Source organism: Mucilaginibacter sp. (genome assembly GCF_041660805.1).
Lineage (GTDB): Bacteria > Bacteroidota > Bacteroidia > Sphingobacteriales > Sphingobacteriaceae > Mucilaginibacter.
On sequence record NZ_JBAZVP010000004.1, the window covers coordinates 190741 to 216952 of the forward strand.

20 protein-coding genes are annotated in these 26212 nt (G+C 41.6%); 8 read left to right on the forward strand and 12 right to left on the reverse strand.

Translation table 11 applies throughout. The features are described 5' to 3' along the window. Positions 1-27: 27 nt before the first annotated feature. The 3 genes from WC743_RS07990 to WC743_RS08000 all read left to right on the forward strand — a co-directional run bounded on the left by WC743_RS07990 (position 28) and on the right by WC743_RS08000 (position 4890). Positions 28-606: an RNA polymerase sigma-70 factor gene (locus WC743_RS07990; protein WP_373011380.1), complete on the forward strand. Its 579-nt coding sequence runs from the start codon at positions 28-30 to the stop codon at positions 604-606. 101 nt (positions 607-707) lie between these two features. Then, positions 708-2591 (forward strand): FAD-dependent oxidoreductase, encoded by a 1884-nt coding sequence (locus WC743_RS07995; protein ID WP_373011381.1) that lies wholly within the window; start codon positions 708-710, stop codon positions 2589-2591. Continuing rightward, on the forward strand, positions 2569-4890 hold the full coding sequence (locus tag WC743_RS08000; protein WP_373011382.1) for an alpha-L-rhamnosidase C-terminal domain-containing protein: 2322 nt from the start codon (positions 2569-2571) through the stop codon (positions 4888-4890). Before WC743_RS07995 ends, WC743_RS08000 begins: the two co-directional genes overlap by 23 nt. Here the strand turns inward: WC743_RS08000 and WC743_RS08005 are convergent. Beyond that, entirely contained in the window at positions 4852-5553 is a 702-nt protein-coding gene (locus WC743_RS08005) for a hypothetical protein (RefSeq protein WP_373011383.1), read from the reverse strand. The genes WC743_RS08000 and WC743_RS08005 overlap by 39 nt on opposite strands. A 249-nt stretch (positions 5554-5802) precedes the next feature. Here WC743_RS08005 and WC743_RS08010 point away from each other — a divergent pair, with 249 nt between their 5' ends. Genes WC743_RS08010 through WC743_RS08020 form a run of 3 tightly spaced genes read left to right on the forward strand, consistent with a single transcriptional unit; the run spans position 5803 to position 7098 of the window. Continuing rightward, positions 5803-6123 (forward strand): ArsR/SmtB family transcription factor, encoded by a 321-nt coding sequence (locus WC743_RS08010; protein WP_373011384.1) that lies wholly within the window; start codon positions 5803-5805, stop codon positions 6121-6123. Continuing rightward, positions 6120-6611 (forward strand): SRPBCC domain-containing protein, encoded by a 492-nt coding sequence (locus tag WC743_RS08015; protein WP_373011385.1) that lies wholly within the window; start codon positions 6120-6122, stop codon positions 6609-6611. The genes WC743_RS08010 and WC743_RS08015 overlap by 4 nt, the downstream gene beginning before the upstream one ends. A gap of 46 nt (positions 6612-6657) precedes the next feature. Then, on the forward strand, positions 6658-7098 hold the full coding sequence (locus WC743_RS08020) for a VOC family protein (RefSeq protein ID WP_373011386.1): 441 nt from the start codon (positions 6658-6660) through the stop codon (positions 7096-7098). A 297-nt stretch (positions 7099-7395) separates the two neighbouring features. Here the strand turns inward: WC743_RS08020 and WC743_RS08025 are convergent, their stop codons facing one another. From WC743_RS08025 to WC743_RS08045, 5 genes are all read right to left on the reverse strand, one after another. Then, the gene (locus WC743_RS08025; RefSeq protein WP_373011387.1) at positions 7396-8154 is read right to left on the reverse strand and encodes an SDR family NAD(P)-dependent oxidoreductase; all 759 of its coding nucleotides are present in this window, start codon (positions 8152-8154) and stop codon (positions 7396-7398) included. 437 nt (positions 8155-8591) lie between these two features. Then, positions 8592-9179 (reverse strand): Crp/Fnr family transcriptional regulator, encoded by a 588-nt coding sequence (locus WC743_RS08030; RefSeq protein WP_373011388.1) that lies wholly within the window; start codon positions 9177-9179, stop codon positions 8592-8594. Positions 9180-9479: 300 nt separating this feature from the next. Next, on the reverse strand, positions 9480-9902 hold the full coding sequence (locus WC743_RS08035; RefSeq protein WP_373011389.1) for a nuclear transport factor 2 family protein: 423 nt from the start codon (positions 9900-9902) through the stop codon (positions 9480-9482). 192 nt (positions 9903-10094) lie between these two features. Beyond that, on the reverse strand, positions 10095-10718 hold the full coding sequence (locus WC743_RS08040; protein WP_373011390.1) for an NADPH-dependent F420 reductase: 624 nt from the start codon (positions 10716-10718) through the stop codon (positions 10095-10097). A gap of 64 nt (positions 10719-10782) precedes the next feature. After that, positions 10783-11535, reverse strand: a complete 753-nt coding sequence (locus WC743_RS08045) for an SDR family NAD(P)-dependent oxidoreductase (RefSeq protein WP_373011391.1) — start codon at positions 11533-11535, stop codon at positions 10783-10785. Positions 11536-11645: 110 nt separating this feature from the next. Here WC743_RS08045 and WC743_RS08050 point away from each other — a divergent pair, with 110 nt between their 5' ends. After that, complete coding sequence (locus WC743_RS08050) at positions 11646-11996, forward strand: winged helix-turn-helix transcriptional regulator (protein WP_373011392.1); 351 nt, start codon at positions 11646-11648, stop codon at positions 11994-11996. Positions 11997-12313: 317 nt separating this feature from the next. Here WC743_RS08050 and WC743_RS08055 read toward each other — a convergent pair whose 3' ends face one another. From WC743_RS08055 to WC743_RS08080, 6 genes are all read right to left on the reverse strand, one after another. Continuing rightward, a complete protein-coding gene (locus WC743_RS08055; protein ID WP_373011393.1) occupies positions 12314-13966 on the reverse strand; it encodes a glycoside hydrolase family 32 protein in 1653 nt (550 codons plus the stop codon). Continuing rightward, complete coding sequence (locus WC743_RS08060) at positions 13963-15525, reverse strand: glycoside hydrolase family 172 protein (RefSeq protein WP_373011394.1); 1563 nt, start codon at positions 15523-15525, stop codon at positions 13963-13965. Before WC743_RS08060 ends, WC743_RS08055 begins: the two co-directional genes overlap by 4 nt. A gap of 184 nt (positions 15526-15709) precedes the next feature. After that, a complete protein-coding gene (locus tag WC743_RS08065) occupies positions 15710-17416 on the reverse strand; it encodes a RagB/SusD family nutrient uptake outer membrane protein (RefSeq protein ID WP_373011395.1) in 1707 nt (568 codons plus the stop codon). A gap of 11 nt (positions 17417-17427) precedes the next feature. Further along, positions 17428-20568, reverse strand: coding sequence for a SusC/RagA family TonB-linked outer membrane protein (locus WC743_RS08070; protein WP_373011396.1), 3141 nt, complete (start codon positions 20566-20568; stop codon positions 17428-17430). After that, positions 20569-21507 carry a carbohydrate kinase gene (locus WC743_RS08075; RefSeq protein WP_373011397.1) on the reverse strand — a complete coding sequence of 313 codons (939 nt, stop codon included), beginning with the start codon at positions 21505-21507 and terminating at the stop codon, positions 20569-20571. 1 nt (position 21508) lies between these two features. Then, entirely contained in the window at positions 21509-22837 is a 1329-nt protein-coding gene (locus WC743_RS08080) for a sugar porter family MFS transporter (RefSeq protein WP_373011398.1), read from the reverse strand. Positions 22838-23190: 353 nt separating this feature from the next. Between WC743_RS08080 and WC743_RS08085 the strand changes: the two genes are divergently transcribed. Then, positions 23191-25932, forward strand: a complete 2742-nt coding sequence (locus WC743_RS08085) for a substrate-binding domain-containing protein (RefSeq protein ID WP_373011399.1) — start codon at positions 23191-23193, stop codon at positions 25930-25932. Positions 25933-26212 lie beyond the last annotated feature (280 nt).

Genomic DNA, 26212 nt, shown 5'->3' on the forward strand with positions numbered 1-26212 from the left:
AATAGATAAGAATTTGATATTATTTTAATGAGCATCATCGAAGAGACGAACGACTTTAACAGAGTATTGAAAATCGAAGCATTTTCAGTAGAGTCAGTTTTTAATGAGTATTACGATAGGCTCGTTTATTTTTCATATAAGATCGTAAAAGATAAATTAGATGCTGAAGATATCGTTCAGGAATCTTTTGTGAGATATTGGAAACGCAGGAATAACATTGCGCATGACAAAGCTTTAATTAAAAGCTATCTCTATTCTACGGTAAAAAATATTAGCTTGAACTTAATCCGTCACCAGCAGGTAGTAAAGGGGTTCGAAACACAGTTTTTTATCAGATTAACAGATGAGGAAAACGTTATTCATAAAATCATTCAAGCAGAGGTGTTTTCAAAAATTCACAATGCAATTGAATCACTGCCTGCTGCTTGTCAGAAAATTTCCCGGATGGGGTATATTGATGGAATGAAAAACCATGAAATAGCAAGTGAATTAGGTATTTCTGTAAATACTGTGAAAACACAGAAACAGCGTGGGGCTAAAATTTTAAGGGTAAAATTGATCCCTGAATTTATTGCATGTATCATTTGGATATTAATCTATCTGTAAATAATTGAAATACAATACATTAAGCACCACGCATTTATTGGAGTCCCGCTTTTTTAATTATTGCAGGCAGGCGCTAATATTGATTTTTAAAGAAACAAAAAATGAAATTTTTTATAAGTTTAATTACGGCTTTTATTGGTCTATGTTCCGTTAGTTATGCCAACTATGATCTTAGTTATGCCAACTATGATCTGGTTATTGTAGGAGGTAACCCAGGCGGGATTATGGCTGCAATATCAGCGGCCAGATTGGGTAAAAGTTCCGTTATTTTAGAACGAACCAATCATATAGGAGGGCTTCCGGCAAATGGCCTGGGTGCAACTGATATTGCAACCAGGGGGGCTACTACTGGCCTCTTTACAGAATTTGTTGAAAGGATAAAAAAATATTATATAGACAAGTATGGCTTAAACTCAAAACAGGCTGAGAGTTGTAGTGACGGATATCATTTTGAATCCTCGGTAGCTGAATTGATATTTGAACAAATGCTGGCTGATTATAAAAGCAAAATCACCATACTAAAAATGCGACAGTTTGATGCCGAGGATAAAAATGTCACGGTATTAAATAATCATATCATCAATATTAGAGTTGTAAATCGTTTGAATAATCAGATAGAAGAATTCGCAGGTTCAGTTTTTATTGATGCTACTTACGAAGGAGACCTGGGTGCAGCAGCAAAAGTCCCGTTTCGTACCGGACGGGAAGGCAAAGAAGAATTTAATGAGCCAGGAGCCGGCCGCGTATATAAATATTGGTCTGGGCCAGAGGGCGATGGAAGCACCTTTCAGGGGGATAATGCAGTTCAGGCTTATAACTATCGTTTATGCCTTACTAATTATCCTTTAAATAGAATTCAGGTTACCAAACCAGCTAATTATAATCGGCAAGAATATATTTCATTAATAGACGACGTACTGACCGGCCGTTATGCCGGAGTGGCTATGCAAAATATTACTCCGGAAATGCAGGAAGAAAACAGAAAGCGGGTTATAAATGGCGAACAGACAAATTTGCCCGGTAGTGGGTGGGGAATGCCAAAAATTGTGAGTATGGTTACCTTGCCAAATGAAAAAGCAGATGCGAATAATCAACATCAGGCATTCATTTCCACCGATCTTCCGGAAGAAAACTGGCCCTGGCCTACATCTGGCTGGAGCTGGCGCGATTCATTTGCAAAACGATTGAGAGATTACACACGGGGCTTATTGTATTTTGCTCAAAATGATACGGAATTGCCTGTTTCTTTTCGTAACGCAGCTTTGCAATGGGGGTATGCGAAAGATGAGTATATAGATAACGATCATTTCCCCAGGCAAGTTTATGTGCGGGAAGGCCGGCGTCTTGAAGGGATGTATTTCTTTACCTCACATGATGCAACTACGGAAATCCCAAACGGGCGGCCTCCTATTCATAGACAAAGTATTACCGCCAGCCATTATGCACTGGATTCACATGCAGTGAGAAAAAGAGAGCCTGGACGTGTACACCTGGATGGTTTTGTAAGCTATCCGTCCGAAGTTTACACTGTACCCATAGGCGTATTGATTCCGAAGAAAATAGATAATTTACTTATGCCTGTACCGGTTTCTGGTAGCCATATCGGCTTTTCGACGCTTCGAATGGAGCCTTGCTGGATGGCGATGGGGCAAGCGGCTGGGGTTGCCGCATCTCAGGCTATCCAAACAAAGGTTAAAATGCAACATCTTAATTGTAAGGCTATCCAAAATGAATTGTTAAATCAAAAGGTCACTTTAATTTACTACAAGGATGTGAACACAGAAAACCCTGATTTTAAAATGATTCAATATATGGGTTTATTAGGATACCTGCCAAACTGGGAAGCCCGGCTAAATGATCCGGTGAGTAAGGAAACTTTAATTTCATGGAAAAAGCTGTCAGGTTTAAAAATAAATGATGCATTTGCTAAGCTATCAAGAAAAGACCTCCTTTTAAAAATCTATGAAAAAAAATATCTTAATTAGTCTGACACTTTTATTCATTTGCTTTAGAGTAAACGCTGGTTTACCGCAAGCACCTTCATCCACTCGTGTAGATCTATTGCTTTATACGGATAAAGTGTGGGATAATGGCTTTTTAACGAGCCTAACATTGGAAGAAGCAAAGCTTTCAAAGCACCTATATCAAATTGCATATATCCGGAGTACTCACCCCTCGTTTAGCTGGGTAGTGAATTCCGCCTCCCCGAATAGCATACAGACAGCTTATCAGATTTTACTTTCTTCCTCAAAGGAAAAAACAGATGCCGGTGTGGGAGACATATGGGATTCAGGAAAAGTTTCAGGCAATCAAAGTACCAATGTATTTAAGGGAACTCCTTTAGTTCAAAACCGCATTTATTATTGGAAAGTAAGAATTTGGGATAATACAGGAGGTACCAGCTTATATTCAGATGTAAAAGCCTTTCAAACGGCAGCAAAAATTTCGGATTATGAAACGGCATACTATCCATTGATCAAATCGGAGCAATTACCTATTTCGGAAAAGCACTTAACCAATCGGAACGTAGTTTACGACTTCGGAAAGGACGCGTTTGCGCAACTGCATTTTACAGCTTATACACCCTCTGGCAGAGATACTGCATTCATCAGTGTTGGGGAAGCCTGTCAACCAGATGGCCATGTCGAATCACATCCAAATGGAAGTGTAAGATACCGATTTATACCGGTTGCTTTGCAGCAGGGTACACATACCTATGAATTGAAATTTACTCCGGATGAGAGGAATACCGGGCCTAAAGCAATACAAATGCCCGATTATATTGGCGAGGTATTCCCTTTCCGATACATTGAATTGATGAATTCATCTAATTCAGTAATTATTAAGAACCTTAACCGATACGCTATCTCTTACCCATTTGATGAGGAATCAACAACTTTTACAAGCTCAGATACAGTACTCAATAAAGTATGGGAACTTTCAAAATATTCAATGAAAGCAACATCCTTCACCGGCTATTATGTAGATGGTGATCGTGAACGTATACCTTACGAGGCGGATGTTTTGATTAATCAACTCTCACACTATGCTTCCGATGCAGAATACAATATGGCAAAGCGGTCACTGAGCTATTTGATATATCATGCAACCTGGCCAAGCGAATGGTCATTGCAAAATCTGCTAATCGCGTGGAATGATTATCTGTATTCGGGCGATATCCGTACAGTAAAGTTGCTGTACCCCGAATTAAAAGCAAAGTTATTGCTTGCCTTGGCGAGAAAAGACGGCCTTATTAGCACCAAAACGGGAAAACAATCATCTGATTTTATAAGGTCGATACACTTTGATACATTTAACGGGAATACAGAATTAAAGGATATTGTTGACTGGCCGCAGAAAGGAGTTTTAGGATTAGGAAAAAATGAGTCTGGTGAGACCGATGGATTTGTTTTCGGTAATTATAACTCAGTAGTAAATGCATATCATTATCAGGCTTTACAAGTCATGGCGGCATTGGCATATGCTTTAGATGAGAAACAGGATGCTGCTTTTTATAAAGAGCGTGCACAAAAGGTAAAAAAGTCTTTTCAGACTGTATTTATTGATAAAAAAAGAGGTGTTATAAGTGATGGAGAAGGAATAGTACATTCCTCGTTACATGCTAATATGTTCGCGTTAGCTTTTGGTTTGGTTCCAGAGAAATATCAGGGAACCGTTCTGTCATATATGCGCTCAAGAGGAATGGCCTGCAGTGTTTATGGTTCGCAATTTTTACTGGATGCGCTGTATAACGCGTGCGAATCAAAAGATGCCCTAAAACTATTAACATCGACAGGTACCCGGAGCTGGTATAATATGATACGTTCCGGCTCAACCATAACTACAGAAGCCTGGGATATGAAGTATAAGCCGAATCAGGATTGGAACCATGCTTGGGGGGCCGCCCCGGCAAATATTATTGTAAGAAAATTAATGGGGGTAGAGCCGCTCACGGCTGCATTTGAGACTGTACAAATTAAACCGCAACCTGATACGTTAGGTGCAGCCTCACTTAACTACTTAACATTGCGCGGGCATATTGTTGTGAAATTTGAGAATACAACCCAAAAGTTCAAATTGAAAATTGACCTTCCCGCAAATATGAGTAGCATTATCTATTTGCCTCGTAAAAATTCTCGAAGTGTGATAACGCAGAACGGTATTGAGATCAAAGCAATTTCTGAGGGGAAATTTTGGAAGATTAATAATGTTGGTTCTGGCAATCACGAATGGGAGGTGACTTATTTACTCTTCCAGGCCTATAACTGTCCACTCATCAATTAAGGGGCATAGTTCTTCATTCAGTTCGGGCTCTTCTTCTTTCCACCAAATGAAACTTTTCTTTTTATCTTTCTCCTTTAGGTTGAAACATACATAACCACCACCGCCGTTTTGGAATAACGACACGCAATCTTCCAGCTTAAACGGTAACGGATCCTTCATCAATTTCATCAAGGATCCCCCATTCCAAATCGCCCAGAAAATCATATCCTCTGTACTTGAATACCCCGTGGCGTGCGATGAATAATGAAACCAGCCGTTGTGCAAGTTTTCATATAACGTTGTAACCGCCTCGGGCAGTAAACCCCATACAGCTTCCAATTTTGGCGTAAGTACCCGATTTTTAGGATTGAGGCCATTGTAGTACACGGATTTGCCTGCAAGGTTTTTAATGGAATACAGCATCGATATTTCGCCGCCCCTGCTGATGAGGTCGATATCAAACAAATTATTTTTCAGAAATTTAGTGGTCAACCGCAACTGGTACGGATACTTAGCCCATTCATTTAATAATATAGCCTTACGGGCCTCAAATTCGGGGGTGCTAAAAGCCCCTGCCCAATATTGCGGTAAAGTAGCCGTCACGCCTTTTTCAAGTGCGGTAAACTCAATAATTTGTGCTATCGGCGAAAAACGTTCGAGATATTTTACTGTTTCAGCATTCATATTCATTAATTTTTACATGCGGACAAACTTCACCCTTGATTTTTAGCACTGATTAAAAGTCAACAACACAAGATGGCTTATGTTTCCATCGTGTGTTTAGTTAAATAAACTGCATCGACAGTAACGAATACCACAATTACCACTAAACCTTCCGTCATTATACCTCGAAAAAAAATGCAAATATATTTGCGCAACTCAAAAGTTGCATATATATTTGCAACCTGAAGGTTGCGCAAATAACAATCAAGAATGAAACAAGATATATTCCAGGCCATATCAGACCCAACACGCAGGGCTATTTTAACGTTAATCGCTATCCAGGCATTAACACCAAATGCAATGGCGGAAAAATTTGATATGACCCGCCAAGCAGTATCAAAACATATTAAAGTATTGCACGAATGCGAATTGATTAAACCTGAGCAGAGCGGCAGGGAGATCTATTATCACTTTAATGCGAAAAAAATGCAGGAGTTTGACCATTGGTTAGCCCAATTCAGGCAAAACTGGGAAACTCAATTTAACCAACTTGACCAATTATTATCAACAATTAAAGAACAGAAAAAATGAACAACGATTTGCTATTTGATTTTAATGTTGACAAAGCAGCGAAAACGGTTTATATAACCAGGGAATTTAATGCTGGACAGTCTTTAGTATGGGATGCCTTTACCAAAGCCGAACTACTGGACCAATGGGGGGCACCCGCACCTATGCGCGCCAAAACCAAGTATATGAATTTTGAAGTAGGCGGGCGGCGATTTTACGCGATGATAAGCCCCGACGGGCAGGAGCGTTGGGCGGTGCAGGAATTTACATCCATTACCCCGAAAACCAATTTTAAGATGTACAACGCGTTTGCAGATAAAGACGAAAACCGTGAACTGCCGGGTTCTGAATGGGATTACAATTTCAGCGAGCAAAATGGCATAACCAAAGTAGACATTACCATTTTTAATGAATCGTTTGAGCGATTGGAGAAATTATTAGAGGGCTTCAAAATAGGCTTCGCCATGACCTTAAAAAACTTGGAAGAACTGTTGGCCACCTTATCGTAGAAAACATAAAAAGAAAATTTACAATCACTTTTAAGAATTAAAAATTATGAGAACAATTAACCCCTGGATCAACTTCAACGGCAATGCCGAAGAAGCATTCACTTTTTACAGATTAGTTTTTGGCGGCGAGTTCGCAAAGGTCATTCGTTTCAAGGACCTGGCAAGCGCTGAATTTCCGGTGGCGGAAAATGAGGCTAACAAAGTAATGCACATTGCTTTACCTATTGGCAAACACAATGTATTGATGGCCAACGATGTTCCCGAGTTTATGGGGCGGGTAAACGAAAGCGAGAACAGGTCGAAAATAGTTGTTAGTGCCGAAAGTAAGGAAGAGGCCGACCAAATATTTAACGGATTATCGGCAGGTGGGGATATTGAAGGCCCCATTGGCGACGGTCCCTGGGGTACCTACGCCGGGATGTTTAGGGATAAATATGGCATTGAATGGATTGTGGAATTTGACCCCAATTATAACGGGCAAATTTAACCGAAGAAAAAAGCGGCCCCTTATCTGGTGCCGGGTCCAATGTCATAAAGTTAAGCTAACCATTTGCTCGTAAAGATTGAATTTAGGGTAGCATCAGGTGTTCGATTCGAATCTCTCCCTCTCCGCCAAGTATATCTTAAATTATTCAAAAACGCCTTAAATGATGCATTTAAGGCGTTTTTTGTTTTTAGGCCAACCTAAAATATGCAATAAATCGCATTGTTCTGGTGACCAGTGAAACCACCGTCAACCAATAATTCCGTCCCATTGTCTTTCATTTGTTTTGAGTTTATGATCTTAAAAACCATACATACCACCCGAAACGGAAATTTGCTCCCCTGTTATCCAGGCTGCATCATCGGAAGCAAGAAAAACGGCAGCTTTCGCGATATCTTCGGGCTGACCTCTGCGGCCTAGCGGTGTATTGGCAACAAACATTTTTTCGTACTCACTGCCCGGAGTGACGCCCGCACTAGTTGCACCTTCTGTTTCCGTAGCGCCCGGTAAAATAGAATTGATACGAACGTTTTGTGCACCCAGTTCTTTCGACAAAGAGATCGTTATGGCATCTAATGCTGCTTTAGTTGCAGAGTACAAAGAGACTCCCGCCATCGGCGATTTGCTTGCACCCGAACTGATGTTGATGATATTGCCGCCCTTATCGCCAAAAGCTTTCAGAGATGCCCTGATAGTAAGTACAGGGCCCAAAACATTAACGTTGAAATGCTGATGAAAAGCCTCAACCGTTGCCTGATCAATAGGCAAAAATTGCTGAAAGACCGCGTTGTTTACCAAAATATCCAACGTGCCGAAAGCCTTTTGTGTTTCTTCAAACAGCCTGATCACATCGGCTTCATTCGATACATCGGCCTGTACCGCAATGGCTATGCCTCCTTTGTCGGTTATCTCCTTAACCACGCTATCTGCTCCTTCTTTACTTGATGCATAATTTACAACTACCTTTGCGCCTTCTGCCGCAAAATGTTTGGCGATAGATGCGCCTATTCCTTTTGCCGCACCGGTAACTACCGCTACCTTGTTTTTTAATTTACTCATTATTTTTATCTGTTAATATAGTCGAATTCTTCAGGTGAATTTTCCGTTCTGAAGGATATCCAAAGATGCAGACCCGTGACGGATTATTTATTGACATGAATCATTAAGTACCTTTGATTTAGGTTAACTCATGGTCTTGACCTAAATCAAGTTAATCGGGTAACTAATTGTAGAAAAGCAACTTACGATAGCGGGGAAAAACCAGGAAGCAGAAAGCCAGAAAGATTACGACGGCATATTTTGCATTGTTGAACACTTTTTGCATTCAGAAATCTATATCGATGGGGGTTTCTGAAGCGGCAATTGAAAAGCCGGCCGCTTTGTGGAAAAGCTATATTAAAGCGTGTTGTTTGCGGGCATGTTATGAGATGTTCCTGTTCGGGTAAAAAACTAACCTAATATTTTATTTGATACCGAATTTCATCTTTGTATAAGAGCTATTTAAAAGAGTTTTTTCTTATCCTGCTCAAAGTTTCCGGGGATAAACCCAGATAAGAAGCGATCATGTTTTGTGGGAACCGCTTTAGAAATTGTGGATAGTTGTTGATCAAATCCTCGTAACGCTCTTCAGCCGTGTAGCTCATGGCGGCCTGCATTCTTTTCTGGTTTGCAATAGTGTAATTTTGACTGATTACGTTCGACATCGCTGCAAAGGCAGGTATGTGCTTGAGAAACTCCTCAATTTGAGCATTGGTTGATTGCAGAACCTCCAGATCCTCGAGCGCTTCAATATTAAAGCGGCTTGGCGTTAAAAGATAAAAGCTTTCAAAATCGGCCAGCCACCAGTTTTCCAAAGACAATTTCAGTATATGTTCATGCCCTTTTTCATCTACCGTAAAGGTCCTGGCAGATCCTTTTACAATAAACCCTATATATTTACATACGTCTCCTTCCTGTAAAAAGTATTGCCGCTTTCGAAGTTTTTTGGGTTTGAAATGTGCCATCAACAAATGCTTATCATCCTCTGAAAGCAATTTGCCTGATATTTCTTGAATGTAATTGAAAAACGCTTCGAAATTGGACATCGTTCAAGTATGTAATTATTCGCAATTTACTCAAGCTGCCTGATAAAAGACTAAAAAAAATATTCATGTGTATCGCCTGCAGGATATTTTCAATGCTACATAATCACATTCTCTTTTGGCAAAGCTAATTGAAGTAACAAAAGATCCCTGCTTGCCGAAGAAAACAGGGATCTGAAAGAAGATTATACTGTTAAAGCAATTATTTTAGTGCGTATGTCTGAAACCTACGCAAACTAACACCTCCTCCCAGTCGTCTTTCATGTTTTGAGCATGAGTTTAACAAACCGGACGATTCGCTCGTTAGGGCTTGGTACTCGCGGGCATCTCGGAGGCCCGCGCCAGTGCTTGTGTGTCAATATACTCCCGGATAATCATCAGTTTGCCGTTTCGAACCGTGATGTCGAAGACCCAATCGTCTTTAAACATCTTATTTGTAGCTTTGATTTTTCCAGTTGCAACGCCGATGACGAAAACCCGTTCTCCCTGCGCCACGAATTCAGGGGGCTTCGGGTAGGTCGTTTCCACCTCGTCAGAGGCCTTCTGAAGCAGATCCGCCAATCCCGCGTGCCCGCGGTGCGTGCCGGCCAGCGGCCAGTCCTCGCCCGGAATGATCCATTCAATATCTTCGGCAACCAGCGCCAGCAGTTCTTCCTTATCGCCGCCCAGTGCCCCAAAAAAATCCTTTACAACCTGGAGACTCTCTTGTGTTACTTCGTTTTTCATTTTATTAGATTATAAATGTTATAAATTTAAAAACTACACATCCCATCCGAAACTGAATTCCCTATCCTGTGATCCAGGCGGCATGACGCCCGCTTTGGCTGCACCACAGTCGGCGTCTCCCTCGTTTTAATCAAACTGTTGTTCAGTTCGTTTGTGAGGCATGATCGCATGGAAATTTATGTTCAAGATTCATCAGTCGAACTTGACCAGGTCCTTAAAAATCAGTTGACCCCAGCTATTTCCGTGCGCCTGCACAAGCAGTCCGCCTTCCGAAAGCCCGCCAAGTTTGATCGGTGCGAAACCGAGATTTTCTGCAAGCGCAGCGATCTCCGACGCAGCCCCGTCATCGTCGCTCGCCAGGAACACGACTCTCCTGCCACCATGTACGGCAGGATCTTGTTCAAGGACAGCTGCGATCAAATGGTTGAAACCCTTGACCAGTTTTCCACCTGTGAAGGCCTGCGCCACGAACCTGGCGGAAGACTGTCCTCTCAGCTCATCGGTGGACACGCCGTAGGCATTGGTCACATCAACGATGGTCTTCCCCTGCCAGGTGGGCAGCACTTTCGCGACATTCGGGTGCGACTCGAAACGGACAGCCAAAAAGATAACGTCCGCCTTGACGGCTTCCGCCAGTGTTGTGGGAATGATCCCGGGCCCGATCGCGGCCGCATCGGATGCAAAGCTTTCCGGATCGTGCCTGGTTGCAACGGATACTTCTATGCCTGTGCGGGCAAACGCCTTAGCCAAAGCCCGGCCGATATTGCCGAAGCCGATAATTGCGTAGCTCGCTGCTGTGTTTTTTAATTTACTCATTTTGAAAATTATTTTAACTAGTTAATGTGGCACGAATTATAAACTCGTGCCAGTGTAAGGTTAATTATTTAGACAGGTAGGTCATACCACCATCAACAAGGAGTTCAGCACCAAGCATGAATGAAGAATCATCAGAGGCCAGGAAAACCGCCGTTTTACCAATGTCAGATGGTTGGCCGATTCTGCCTATCGGCATTTCACTTGCAAAGTGTTTTTTTATACCTTCAATTTGTTCTGCGGGAACAAACTTTTCAAATGCCGGTGTATCTGTTGTACCTGGTGTTATTACATTTGCCCTGATTTTTCTATCTAAAAGGTCGCTTGAAAATCCTTTTGCAAAATGGATCACAGCCGCTTTTGCAGCACCATAAAGCGTAAAATTCGGATATGCCCGATGTGCTGCATTTGACCCGATCAAAATAATAGAGCTACCATCATTTAAATAAGGCAGTGCTTTATGAACAGTGAAGTAAACACTTTTCAGGTTTAAATCAATTGTCTTGTCAAAGTCGGCTTCGCCAAGAGTTGCCACAGTTCCTACAGCTCCACCGCCCGCATTAGCTACAAGCGCGTCTATTTTACCAAATTTTTCAGATGTTGCTTTAAACACTCTTTCCAAATCGTCAAGGTTGGTTACATCGGCATTCATAGCTATGAAATTATCGCCAAGCTGGGCCACAGCACGATCTAAAGTTTCCTGGTTTCTGCCGACAATAACTCCTTTAGCACCTTCATTTTTAAATTCCTGGGCAATGCCAAATCCAATGCCGCTATTACCACCCGTAATAACTGCAACTTTATTTTTTAATCTATTCATTTTTAATTTATATTTAAATTTGTTTCGCAAAGATACCATCAATAGTTTATCTTTGTAACTATTGATAGTGTATTTTGGTTACTATTAGGTAACTACAAAATTTAAAAAATATGAGGGACGACAGGTTTTGCAATTCGAATTGCCCATTTACGAGAGCTATTGGCACTATTAGTAATAAATGGAAACCGATAATTATAAATGTAATTGGCACCCGTACCATTCGTTTTGGTCAGTTAGATGCCATAATACCACATATTTCAAGGAAAGTACTAACCGAACAGTTAAAAGAGTTGGAAGAAGATGGACTATTGGAAAGATTGGCCTATAAGGAATTACCACCAAGGGTAGAATATAAGTTGTCTGAAAAAGGCTTAGCATTTTTGCCAATTTTAGAATACATAAAAGAATGGAATTCAAAATATGAAATAGTTCCAATACTCGAAGAGCCTGATTATAAGTAGCGTAAATTATGCCAGATAGGGATACACAACCCATAACGATTCAATATGAACTTACGTGACATAGCAATACGCTGTAAACCATAATCAGCAATCTTACAGATTGGGGGATTGTACACCGAAAGAAAATTACCGGGAAATAATGTTCGCTCTTTGTTGGGTGTCGTCCTACCATTGCTGCCAACAACCTCGTATCAGCCCCAGTGCAATACACCGGGTAATGCTTTCTTTGAAGACAGCACAAGAATTGTTCATACAGACCGTGTATTAGATACCGATCCTTACGGACAACCTGCATTTATATGTACGCATAAAGACGATTACTCCCATATAGACTTCACAGAATAAACTTCCAGGTTTTTAATATCGATATTATTGCCCCAGAAATGGAATCCTTCCGTGTTTTTTCCGCCCGGTTTTCTTTCCATCGAGTATGAGTAAGCGCCACCATCAATAAACACTTCTATTGATGTGCGGTCTATATAAATATCTGCTGTAAGTTCCATGCTGGTCATATCCTCCGGTGAATAAAAGGTGCCGTTAATGAGATTGGCGTTCATATCATAATCAAGAATGTGCTGCCCAAACAAATTAAGTCCCGCGCTGGTTGCGTGCGAAAGCTTAATGGTTGTTTTTATACGCAGGCGGTCGTAATTATTATAATCTTTTAATTTATCATTCGCATCGTTTTCTTTGAGGCTGCTCCACTGGTTTACCTTGCCAAATAGTTGTTCGGTTTCTTTAACAGGTATACTAAACAACCTTATTCCATCCTTAGTTGTTTTTAATGTCAGCTCGGTAGGCAGCAGCATCATGCCGTTAAAGGGCATGCCAGGGTGCGAGAGGCGTGCCCAACCTATTTGTATCCTGCGCCCGTCGCTTTGCGGGATGTTAGTAAAAGTTTGCGCCGCATAAATGGTTCCGGTAGTAAAATAGTACTTGCCCGACTCAGGCGTGAACTTTTTACCATCAAACGATCCGATCATGTACGTGTCTGATGCACCGTACATCACCCACTTAGTCTTGCCCTTATCGCCATCAACAGGCAGCTCAAACAGATCGGGGCATTCCCAAAAACCGCTAGTATGGCTTTTAAATGTCCAGTCTTTCAGGTTCGTAGAGTTGTAAATGGAATGCCCGTCGCGCTCATTCAACACCAATACCCAGTGCTTGCCAGGCTTATACCAAAATACACGCGGATCCCTGGTGTCTTTGCTGTTCCATTTGGCTTTCGAATCAATGAGTGGATTTTTACTGTACTTTGTCCAGGTACGGCCCTTGTCTAAACTATAGGCCATACATTGCACTTGTTTCTCATCAGAATCAACAGTATAGGTAGCAATCATGGCCGGGATATTGCCTTTATTGAAACCCGCGGTATTATCATAATCAATTACTGCCGAACCAGAGAACATGGTACCCAAATTATCCGGGCTCAAAGCTGTCGGTAGCTCTTCCCAGCGAATCATATCTTTACTCACTGCATGCCCCCATGACATATTTTCCCACTCCTTCTCATACGGGTTATGCTGATAAAAAAGATGATATTCCCCCTCATAAAAAATTAACCCGTTGGGATCATTTATCCATCCGCGACGAGTGGTAAAATGAAACTGCGGCCGATTTTTTTCTTTGTACATGGAGTCCTGACCTGCAATTTTATCATCCTGGTAAATTTTGCTGAGGCCGGCACCATCGCCATCATAACTAATATTGATGGTTTTGCCTTTTAAGGTGATCATATCACAAAACACCCAGTATTGTGGTTCGTTGTTAGCCAGCCTGATCTTGAAAGACCGCTCCTGCTTACCCCCTATTTTAAATTGCATTGTCCCTCTGGCTTGCACCTGAGATATAGGGAGATTAAGGTACCGTTTGGTTATTTTGATATTGATATCAGCCGCCAGTAGCGGTATTGAAATGCTCAGCAGAAAATATGCTGCTATGATTGCTTTTAATTGGATTTTCATCATGGTTTTTGAACGATTAAGGTTTTTGATGTTTTTTTTCCGTACCAATAGGTTGTAGCTGCGAAATCGGCGGTGCCATTAGCCCAGCCAAGCATTTCAACATTGTACCTGAAGTGTTTGTTGAACGGCACCACGTCTAGGTTTCGTGTTCTCGTAAACGTATTTTCACCAAAGGAATCTTCGTTATCAGCCCGGATAGCATTGGCAAACGGGCTTTGATACAATACAACAGGCGCCCAGGAGGTATTGTAATAATCTTCCAGTCCGGTACCGTATTCAGACGGAAAAGTTTCATTATCTACCCAGAGTTTCTGGTCTCCTTCGCCATACCATTTATGCATATGATTGTTAACAGATAATGTCTCCCCTACAAATATTCCCTGGCCCCGTATAATATTTAAATCCCATTCAATAGGTTTATCTTCTTCTGTTCGTTTAATAGTAACATTGTTTTCCGGACGCCAGTCAGCATGAAAATAAAGATTTTCCGACGTCCACTTCCATGGTTTGGTTGACAAAATTACCGTAGCATCTAATGTGGTATCGCTTTTATTCACTATCGAGATTGAACCTTTATGCTGATAAGGCATAAACCAGCGGGCTATCATTTTATCTTTGGGAACTACAGTACGGTACCAGCTATTTACCGCATTATTACCTGCACCGCTGCCAAAAAAGTCACTTACCGGGCAGTAAACCGTGCGTTCGCCATCAAACTCCGCCACTAAAAAAACCGACCTCAAAGTTTTGTCGCTAAAGCTGCCAGCGCCGTTGAGTTTTAGTTCTATGCAGGTAATAGCGTTGCTGCCATTGGGCAGCGAGAGTTGAACATCAGAACCACTTTTCACAGTCAGAATTGAGGTTTTGTTTTTCCCGGCATCATTCAAAGGCGGATTTAGCAAAATTGCATCGGTATTTACTATCAGTTTTTTGTTGGATTCAAATAATTGAGCACTAAAAGTTTCTACATCAGTACCCGGCTTATACCGGCGAAAGTTTATCTGATAATATCTTTTCTCCGTAATGTTTTGTTCAGGGTCCTCCCAGGTCACCTTACAATGTTTATTATAAGGTAGCGGCAGGTACAAGGTGCTTCCACCTTTGGCTACTGCTTCATAACTTGAGTGAGGCGCAAGAAGGCCTTTGCCCAAAGGAAAAGGAAATTTCATCAGGTCGTATCCAGGGATAACTACCCGGGTCGTTTTTTCATGATCAAAGTATATTCGCAGCGTTCCCGGCCGCTTAAAGGTGGTTTCCCAAAAACGCACTATCGCCCCAGGGCCATTTTCATCCATCATCACATATTCTTTGCGGCCGTCAATGGTCTCGGTTCTGAGGAAATTGGTATGATCCTCGTTGGCGAACCAACCGGGCTGTCCCGATGAAACGGAATGTCTGTCGTAACTACTTACCTGCTTTAAAACGTAAGATGGATTTGGTAAACGGGCTACCGAGGCCGGATCTGTAAGTTCTTTTAGCAGCGTTGTGAGCGTTACTTTTGGCTGTGCCTGGCAGGTAAACGCGCAAAGTAGTAAACAGTAAATTAAATTAAGCTTCTTCATTTTTGAATGGTAATTGTTCATCAGTCCGCGTTTCTTTTACATAAATCAATGCTGTAATATACCTTTTCTGGAATTGTATATATCCGGTTTAAACAGGCCCAAAATATTCCGGATTTTTGAAACTGCAGTAATTCTATCAGCACAAAGTGCAATAAAGATTACCGCAGGTTATAAAATATGTTGGTTAATAGCCCGGGTTTTGTTTATATAAACCGTTTGTAAAGGTAATTTCTGCTTGGGGTATTGGTAGATATTCATCCCTGCCGGCGGTAAACTTTGCAGTTGCTAAAAAGGTGCGCCTGTTCTTTTCAACAGCAAGATAGGCGTTCAATGTCTTTTCGGCTATGCCCCATCTAACCAGATCGAAAAAGCGGGAGCCCTCTGTTGCAAACTCCAGGCGCCTTTCCCATTGTAAAGCTTTTCTTGCATAATCTGGCGTCCAATCTGCTGCTGAATAAGGTTTGACATTATATTTTGTTGGGAATGTCCCATCTGCTTTCTTTAAACGGCCGGTGCTTTGTGCAGCCCGCTCCCTTATTTGATTGATAAGCGGCAGCGCTTTTACATGCTGTCCGGTTTCAATATAGGCTTCTGCCTGCATCAGCAAAATATCGTCATACCTGAGCACATCATAATTTTTAGCGGTACCCATGAATGGCCCTAATTTATAGTAAGATCCGCTGGTAGATAACTGCTCTTCTCTCATAGCATGGAAATTACCGTAAACTCCGGGGTCGCGCACCCAACTGTTGCTAAAGGGTTTGGTGTTGTCGTATTTGTAAGGGTGCCCTTCAATACCCACGGTATGGTCTAACCTGACATCGAAGGTGCCATTTACCAGATCGGCAATGCTATTATTGAACGAGTCGAAATTTGGCAAGCCAGAGGCGTTTGTAGTGAAGGCATTCACCATATTTTGACTGGGAGCATGAAAACCGCAGCAACCGTACTGCGGTGCACCGCTCGGATAAGTAGTTCCGTCTTCAAAGCTAAGCCTTCCTACCGCTGTACCATCGTTTATTGTAAACTGAATGGCAAATATCGATTCCGGCCCATTCTCTGTTTCGGCTAAAAAATTGTCAGCTATATCCGGGCTAAGTGAATATTTTCCTGATGAAATAACAGCTTGTGTGAGCGCTATCACTTCCTGCAACCTGGTTTGATTAATATTGGTTACCTGGTGTTTATCATCCTGCTCATAAGCCTGGTACAACCTAACCTTTGCCAAATAGGCTTGCGCTGACAATTTATTTGCCCTTCCCAACTCGGCCTGAGTGGTTGGCAAATTCTCTACGGCAAATTGAAAGTCTTCCGCGATTTTGTTCCACGCCTCGTCATTTGAAAGAGTGTTTGAAGTTTTTGCTATCTCATCCTCAGTAGCGTTCTCATCAAAGATCGGGATGTTTTTGTAAAGCCGCTTCATGGTAAAGTAACTATGGGCCCGCAAAAAACGCAGTTCAGCCGTCCTGATCTTTTTATTAGGGTATTCGGCGTCCGTTAATGCATTGACCGCCCTGAGCGCTACATTGGCCCTGGAAATCGATTTAAAAAGGTTTTTCCATGTTCTGGGCACGAAGGCATCCATCGTAGGCCTTACTGTATTGTAATGTTCCATATCGTCCACCCATCCCTGGTCACCTGTTCCTCCGCCTCCCTTGTAAGCATCGTCTGACCTTACGCTGCCATATACCCAATTACTATAAATATGACCGATCATGTCTCCGTTTCCTATCGCGGCATAAGCGGCGGTTACCAAACCATCAACAGCGGCAGGTGTCTTGAGGTCATCAGCTGAAACAACTCCTGTTGGCGTATAATCAAGTGCTTTTTTACATGCGCCGAATGATAATAGGCCGGCAATCACCACTGATAATAATATTTTCTTTTTCATGATTCTTTAAATTAAAATGATGCATTGATACCAAATGTGAACACACGGGGGATCGGGACACGGTTAAGGTCGGTCCGTTCCGGATCGGGGCTTGTAAATTCCTTACTTTTTAAGGTCAAAAGGTTCTCAGCCATAGCGAATACCCGCAACCTTGTAAATACTTTCCTTGGCTCGATCGAATATCCCAGCTGCACATTCCGCACTTTGAAATAGGAAGTATTGAGGATGAAGTAATCCGATGTCCTCATTTCATTATTATTATCCTTTAATGTGATTGCCGGGATGGTTGAACTTGTATTCTGGGGTGTCCAGCCGTTAAGTACGCCGGGGCCAACATTCTCACGGCTTCTCATCAAACTATTAAACGATGTATAGATATCAAAGCCTTTCCTCCCTGATACGCCCGAGCCAAATATTGACAGGTCAAACTTTTTGTAGTTTAAGTCTATCCTCAAACCGTATTCTAAAGAAGGCAGGCTTGTGCCGATCCAGGTTTGGTCCAGGTCATTGATTACATTATCACCATTGATATCTACATACCTGATACGCCCGGGCCCGGCGCCTATCTGTGTTGGCGCAGCATCTACTTCAGCCTGGGATTGAAATAAGCCATCGGTTTTGTAACCGAATATATCAAATTGAGAATGGCCAAGTATGGTATTTACCAGGTTGCCCGGGTAAGCCGGCCTTACGTTTTCCGGTAAGCTGGTGATCTTATCCCTAAAATGCGACAAATTCAATGTTACATTATAATTGAAATCACCGCTTTGCTGACCGTGATAGGTAACTAAAAATTCCCAGCCCCTGTTCGTCTTTTCAGCACCGTTTACGGTTTTTGACTGCCCCTCGCCTAAAGCAGAAGCTACCGGAGGTGTTATCAATATTCCGGAGGTTTTACGTGTAAAGTAATCGAATGAGCCGGTTATTTTATCTCTGAGAATAGAAAAGTCGACGCCTGCGTTCAATTCATCTGTCGTTTCCCATTTCAGCGCGGGATTTGCTGCCTGTGTCTGTACAAAACCCGATGGCAGGGTCCCCGTATTTGCACCCGATAAGGAATATGCTGTGCCGATGTTCATGTAATCCTCCCAAAAACCAGGCGTTAACTGAGATTGTGTAGTGCCATAACGCGTATTAAATAAAATATAGCGCGACAGATCCCCGATTTCCTGGTTTCCTACACGGCCCGCACCTACACGTAATTTCAGGTCAGAAAAGATGTTTGTTTTCTTTATAAATTCTTCCTGCCCTAATCTCCAACCGATTGAAGCCGCCGGAAAAATACCATACTGCTTATCCGCTCCGAACCTAGAAGATCCATCTCTTCGCACGGTCACTGAGGCAAGATATTTATCCGAATTGCTGAAATCCACACGGGCGAATTGTGAAAACAGCCGGTTACCGGTTGATCTGCCGGTGACTGACGTATTACCTGTACCGGCATCAATCGTAAAGTAATCCTCGGTTTGGATCGCGAAACCTTGTTTTAGCGTAGTTTGAAAGTCAATATTTGTTTTTACGTATTCAGTTCCGACAAGGAACTTAAAGTGATTGCTTGAATTAAGATCGTAATTATACCGCAGCGTATTTGACCAGGTCGTACTTAAAAAGTGGTTCTGGTCATAAAACAGGCTGTTTGTGGTACGGCTTAAAGCTCCTTCTGTAAAAGTGGGTGAAATAACTTTATTTAGATAATTGTTGTTATCAGCACCGAAATTGGACTTGAAAAAAAGATTCTTTACGGGTTCTATTTCTAAAAATACATTTCCGAAAGTATTTACACGATTCGCGTTATTCCATTTAGCCAGGTCTAAAACGTGTAATGCATTGTTTCTGTCTGAATAGCCGGCCCCTGATTCGCCCGCATAAGTTACGCCGTCTTTTTGGAAGACAGGTATGGTTGGGGCAAGTGTAATGGCCAATCCCGGCACAGGTGCGCCCCCTAAATCATTCCCTGTTAAGGTTTCATTAGAATTTGCTATTTTTAAATTAACACCAAAACTGGCCCTACCTTCAAAGGCACGGGTAATAGCGTTAATGCTCCCGGAGGTTCTTTTATATTTTGTAAAACGTGCCAGACCGGTATTTCTGATATCTGAAAAATTGATCTGAACTGATGAATTCTTGTTGCCGGCCGAGGCGGTAAAATCGTTATTGGTTACAACGGCCGTTTTGTAAACCACGCTTTGCCAGTCGGTATCGCCTGCAAGTGTATTAGGGTCGCCGCCAACTAATGGTTTTAAGGTAACGCCATTTAATACCGGGTTTGTGAAATTGTTATTCCAGTCAAAATTATAGATCTCGCCATAACCAGCCGTTGGGTCCTGTCCGTCATTAACGGAGGCCTGCCATAGCGCTTTGCCCCTGTCAATGGAGTTCAGCATTTTAAACCTAAACGGCTTCTCTGTCTGAAAAGATGTACTGCTGTTTAGCTGGAACTGAACTGCGCCGTTGGTGTTGCCCCCGTTTTTGGTAGTAACGATGATTACGCCGTTGGATGCCCGTGAACCATAAATAGAGGCGGCCGAAGCGTCTTTAAGTACTTGTACGGAAGCTATATTAGACGGAGATAGATTTTGGAAAACTTCAGGCCTGGTCGTTGGAATACCGTCAATTATATATAAAGGATCAGTATTTCCTAATGTATTGGCTCCTCTGATTAATATTCTGCTGGTAGCGCCATTGGCTGATCCATCTTTCTCAATGTAAAGACCTGCAACCCGTCCCTGAAGTGCCTGCATGGTATTTCCGGAACTGTTATTTTTAACGGGTGTTAAATCTACCACTGCAACAGCACCAGTAAGATCTTTTTTACGTTCTGAGGTGTACCCTGTAACTACTACTTCGCTTAGCGAGGTGTTCGTATCCTCTATTTTAATTTGCAGGAATTTGGTTTCACCCGTCACTTTAACCGATACAGGCTTTGCTCCAATATACGATACGTTAACAGTCTGGCCATTTTCCACTGCAAGCTGGAAGTTTCCGCTTCCATCAGTAATGGTTCCTTTTTGTGTCTCTATAATCGTTACTGTTGCGCCAACAAGTGGTTTGGATGTGTTGTCGGTGACAATACCCTTAATGATGCGCGATTGCGCATATCCTTTGCACATTATTAAAAAGAGCAAAGAAAAAATAAGTAATAATTTTCTCATTTAATTGGTTTTTAGATTATTGGATTTGGTTTTTGATTTCGTTTTAAAGGTTTCAAAATCTTTGATTTCGTACTCGGGACAACCTCCTTTCTTAGTTGATATAAATGCGCCCATCGCAATTGAATTATATAAGGTGGTTTGAGGATTATGACCGGAGTGCCTGCCTGCTATAAAAGCCGCCAAAAATGCGTCGCCGCTTCCAATCGTGTCTGCTACCCTGATTTGAGGAGAAGTAGTGGAAAAGCACCCGCCATCAATAAAATAGGAAGCCCCATTTGCGCCCTTCGTTATAATTACCTCAGCGATATTAAACTTGTCTACCAGAAAGTTCACTTTATCTTTCTCACTTTCGTAGCATCCACCAAAAAGCAGGGAGATTCTTTTTAACTCTTCTCTGTTGGCTTTCACAATATCCGCCCTGGTCAACAAATATTCTAAGTCTGCTTTTTTCACGTAAGGATCACGCATATTAACATCGAGCACCTTTATCAGATCATGGTCAAGCATGTTAAACAAAGTGGCTTTTGATGTTTCATTACGGGATGAAAGGCTCCCATAAATAAGATAATGGGCATTTGTAATACCGGATGGAAAAGCGTAAACAGGATTTATAAAATCCCAGGCCACGGGGTATAGAATCTCGTATTGCGCATCGTTTCGCTCATTCAGCTTTACAAGAACTTTGCTGGTTGAGTGTTCTTCGTCAACTTGTAAATAAGATTTGTCCAAACCCCATTTATCAAAAATGGAACTTATTTTATAGCCACTTAAATCATTTCCAACCTTACTAATAATGCTGCTTTTTACATTAAGCTTAGATAAGTGATAAGCTACATTTAATGGAGCTCCGCCAATCTGCGGCCCATCCGGCAACATATCCCATAAAACCTCGCCATAGCAGATCACCGGGTTAAATAAGTTTGTTATTTCATCAGCCATCTTAGTGGATATTAAAAGTTGATCCTATCTGTTCAAGAGATTTGCCTTTGGTTTCCGGCATGAAACGCAGCACGAAGAATAGCTGTAAAATCATCATTACTCCAAAGAAACAGAAGGTGGCCCCTCCACCAACCTTTTCTGCCAGGTATGGAAAAAAGAAAGCGATAAGAGAAGCCATGATCCAGTGTGTGGAACTGCCCAGTGTTTGTCCCTTTGCCCGGACCTGGTTTGGAAATATCTCGGAGATGAATACCCATATGACGGCCCCCTGGGAAAAAGCAAAGAAGGCAATGAATATCATCATGTATACCGGGATGGAAAAACCACTGAAACTTCCGGAATAAAAGGTAAACGATACAAGCAAAAGGGATACGATTAGCCCTACCGAGCCTACCAGCATGAGGATGCGCCTGCCTACTTTATCAATAATATTGATACCAAGCAGGGTAAAAATAAAATTAATGGCCCCTATACCAACCGTTGATAGCAGCGAAGAATGCGCACCTAAACCGGCCATTTCAAAAATGCGAGGAGCATAATAAATAATGGCATTAATCCCCGAAACCTGATTAAAAACCGCGAAAACTATGGCCAGTAGCACTGGTGTTTTGTAACGCATGGAAAAAAGGGTAGAATCACTTTTATCCGCATTTAAAGAGCCGGAGTTTTTGATCGCGATCAGCTCCTGGTCGGCATTTACAGGATCAATGATCTTGAGTATGGAATAGGCAGTTTCTGTATCTCCCCTTTTAAGAATAAGCCAACGGGGGCTTTCAGGTATAAAATAAATAAGTGAAAGAAAAACCAGAGACGGTAAGGCTTGTACACCAAGCATAAGGCGCCAGGATGCATCACCCAACTGGCTAATCAGATAATTGGATAAATAGGATACGAGAATTCCCAGTACCACATTGAATTGGAACAAGCCCACCAGCCTGCCGCGCTTTTCTGCAGGTGAGACCTCCGAAATATAAATTGGCGCTGTGACTGATGATGCGCCTACACCCAGCCCTCCAAGGAAACGGAATAGTAAGAAAAAAATCCAGCTATGAGTAAGTGCTGTTCCTAAAGATGCCAGCAAATATGCGACAGCTACAAAATACAGGGTTTTCTTTCTTCCGAACTGGTCAGAGGGCCTTGAGCCGAAAAGTGAACCGAAAACGGTACCGATTAGAGCTATGGATATGGTAATACCATGCTCAAATACAGAAAGATGCCAATACTGCTGTATTGCTTTTTCCGCGCCGGAAATTACCGCGGTATCAAATCCAAACAGGAAGCCGCCAAGAGCAACGACCATGGACCATGCCATGACAGAATTTTTGTTCATAATTGAAAGAAATGGTTTTTATTGGTTTATAAAGCCGCAAGGTATTGCCGGCCAAAGGTTTGATGTCAATGAAATCGACACAAAATCCTTCAAAATTGTACCCAAATACAACACATTAGTTATCAATTACTTATAATAAAAAACATCTAATCGAAATCAATATGCTATAATTTTGTACCAGTAATTCTTCGTTATTGTATCCTTTTAGTAATACAGTGCTGGTAAGGAGGCCTATTTACATTTTTAAATGAGAACATATTGCATACCTTTATAACAGCATCCTGCTGAATCAATTATTGACGCCCTATTTTTTGAGCCTAATGTTTAAAAAAAAACCTTCGTGCGCTTTTTTAATGACGGCTATACTAGCTTTCATCAGTTTTTGTAATATAAACTGCACCTCATCCCTGCGGAAAAACAGCTACACCATTGGCTTTTCGCAATGCACAGGCCTTGACCTTTGGAGGAGAACGATGCTGGATGAAATGAAAACTGAACTATCGCTGCATCCCGGTGTAGATTTTGTATATGCTGATGCACACGGCAACAGCGAAACACAGATAGCGCAGGTCTCCGCCATGCTTGACAAACTCGATTTATTGATCATTTCGCCAAACGAAGCGGAACCTCTCACCGGAGTTGTAGAGGAGGCTTATCGAAGAGGTATCCCCGTTATTGTTATTGACCGGAAAACCAAATCCTCCTTATATACAGCATATATAGGCGCTGATAACTACGAAATAGGAAAACTTGCTGCAAAATACCTGGGGACAATTTCAAAGGGACAAATTAACCTGATTGAAGTATTGGGGTTGCCTGGATCATCCCCGGCTTCAGAACGCGACAGGGGTTTCACAGATGGTATTAAAAAATTTCCAAATATTCAAATCAAAGCCAGGCTGCAGGGCAACTGGGTGAAGCAGGACGCAGAAAAAAAATTGATAAAATTACGTCCGGAGTTGAAAAATATAAATGCGGTTTTCGCTCACAATGATGATATGGCTCTTGGATCTGAAGCCGTTTTTAAAGAGCTTTATCCAGGTAAAAAAATAACAATTATAGGGGTAGATGCCTGTCCGGGAGAGGGTGGTGGAATGCAAATGGTGTATGACAGATCTATAGCGGCCAGCCTGGTATACCCTACCTTAGGTAAAGAAGCAATTTTAACTGCATTTCAAATTCTTAATAACGAGCCCTTTTCGAAAGTAAATATATTACAATCGCTCGTGATCGATACATCTAATGTGAGGCTGATGAAAATGCAGACCAACAAGATCAACAGCCAGCAAAATGATATTATTAAACAACAGGGCTTATTAGCCGAGCAGCAGTTAATTTACAAAAGCCAGCAAACTGTATTGAATATAATAGTGACTACACTTGTGCTTGCTATCATATCGGGTGGCTTAGCCTTCTACTTCCTGGTGGAAAACAGAAAAATAAACCGTCACCTTGCATTAAAGAACGAGGAGATCATTAGAAAAGGTGAACAGCTGGTAGAAATGTCTGCAAAGGTCGAAGCCGCAACAGAGGCCCGTTTAAACTTCTTCACTAATGTAACCCACGAATTCAGAACACCTTTAACATTAATGATCTCACCGCTTCAGGATATGCTCAAAAATGAAAAAGCGGTGGAAGTTATAGGCAACAGTTTAAAAATGGTGAATAAAAATGCATATCGCCTGTTAAGACTTGTCAACCAGTTAATAGATTATCGCAAATTAGAGATTGACAAAACGACTATACAGGCATCAGAGAACAATATTATAGCATTCTGCCGGGAAATTATTGACAGTTTTAGACTGCACGCCAAAAAATCTAAGATTCAGCTATACCTGGTTCCATCCGAAAAAGATATCCAGGTATGGTTTGATGTACACTTGCTGGATAAGGTATTCTTTAATCTTATTTCCAATGCTATTAAATTTATCCCGGATGCGGGTATAGTTAAGCTTTATCTAAGACGGGATCATGGTCAAGTATACATTGATGTTCAGGACAATGGTGTTGGAATGACCCAGGAGGAAGCGGCATTGGTTTTTGACCAGTTTTACCAGGCTGACAACCACCCGCGTGTTGGCTCGGGAATAGGTCTGGCGCTTACAAAAGAGATTGTGGGACGACACCATGGTAATATTACTGTAACGACAAAAAAATGGGAAGGCACTACATTTACAATAACACTGCCACTTGGCGATGCCCACTTAAAAGAATCTGAAAAAACTTATTTCAAAAATGAATGGCCGGATATGGATGAGCAGAGTAATTCCTGCCTGATGGATAATGAGATGTTTTCATTTACGGAAACTCCTGCATTTACCCAAACCCCAAACGAATTCTCAATTCTTATTATTGAGGACAACCAGGACCTTCTTAATTATCTTAATCAAAAATTCAGTGAACACTTCGACGTTTATACTGCCAATAACGGCAATGACGCTTTAATTCAGGCATACGAAAAAGTGCCTGATCTTATCTTAACCGATGTAGTTTTACCTGGGCTGTCCGGCAAAACAATTACCGAACAATTAAAAACCGACCTGAGGACTTCGCATATTCCGGTGATTATGCTCACCGCACAATCAAGTAACGATCAAAAGATCTCCGGTTTAGAATCGCTCGCAGATATTTATGTTTCCAAGCCCTTTCAGTTTGATTATTTACTGGCTGCTGTAAATAATCTTATTCGAAACAGAAAGATATTAAAGGAGCATTTTACCAGTGACCTGCCTATTCCGGTGAAATCCGGTATATCGAGATCAATTGATAAAAAATTCGTTAATGATTTTTCCGGGATTGTAGAAAAGAACATATCCAATGAAAATTTCAGCGTAGATGATATTTGCAGGAGCATCGGCATATCCCGAATCCAATTGTACAGAAAAGTTAAAGCACTATTAGGTTACACTGTCAATGATTACCTATTGGACCGCCGACTTAAAAAGGCGGTGTATTTGTTAAATAATGAAAATCTACCTGTATCCGAAATAGCATATATGGTAGGATTTTCCAGTGCTAATTATTTTTCCACATCTTTTAAAGCAAAATATGGCTGTCCTCCAACTGAGTTTAAGAACTTGAATAAAGTAGTGTGATTGGAAAAAATTACAATGTAAGCGGATGCCTTTTTAAAAGAAATTAAGCCACTAATTTGGAAATGTTGTAAAAAGTCATCGAAATTCACACTATAAACATTAGCGATAATTGAACTATTTTCAGGTGACCTATTCGGTGACCTTTGGAAAATGCAGATATATAAAGCATTGATTTATAAGGAATTTGACATCCATCATTGTTCCCTCCCTCTCCGCTGAAGGGATAATCGTATGATTATCCCTTTTTTTCTAAAAAATAACAATATATTTCTTTTATCAC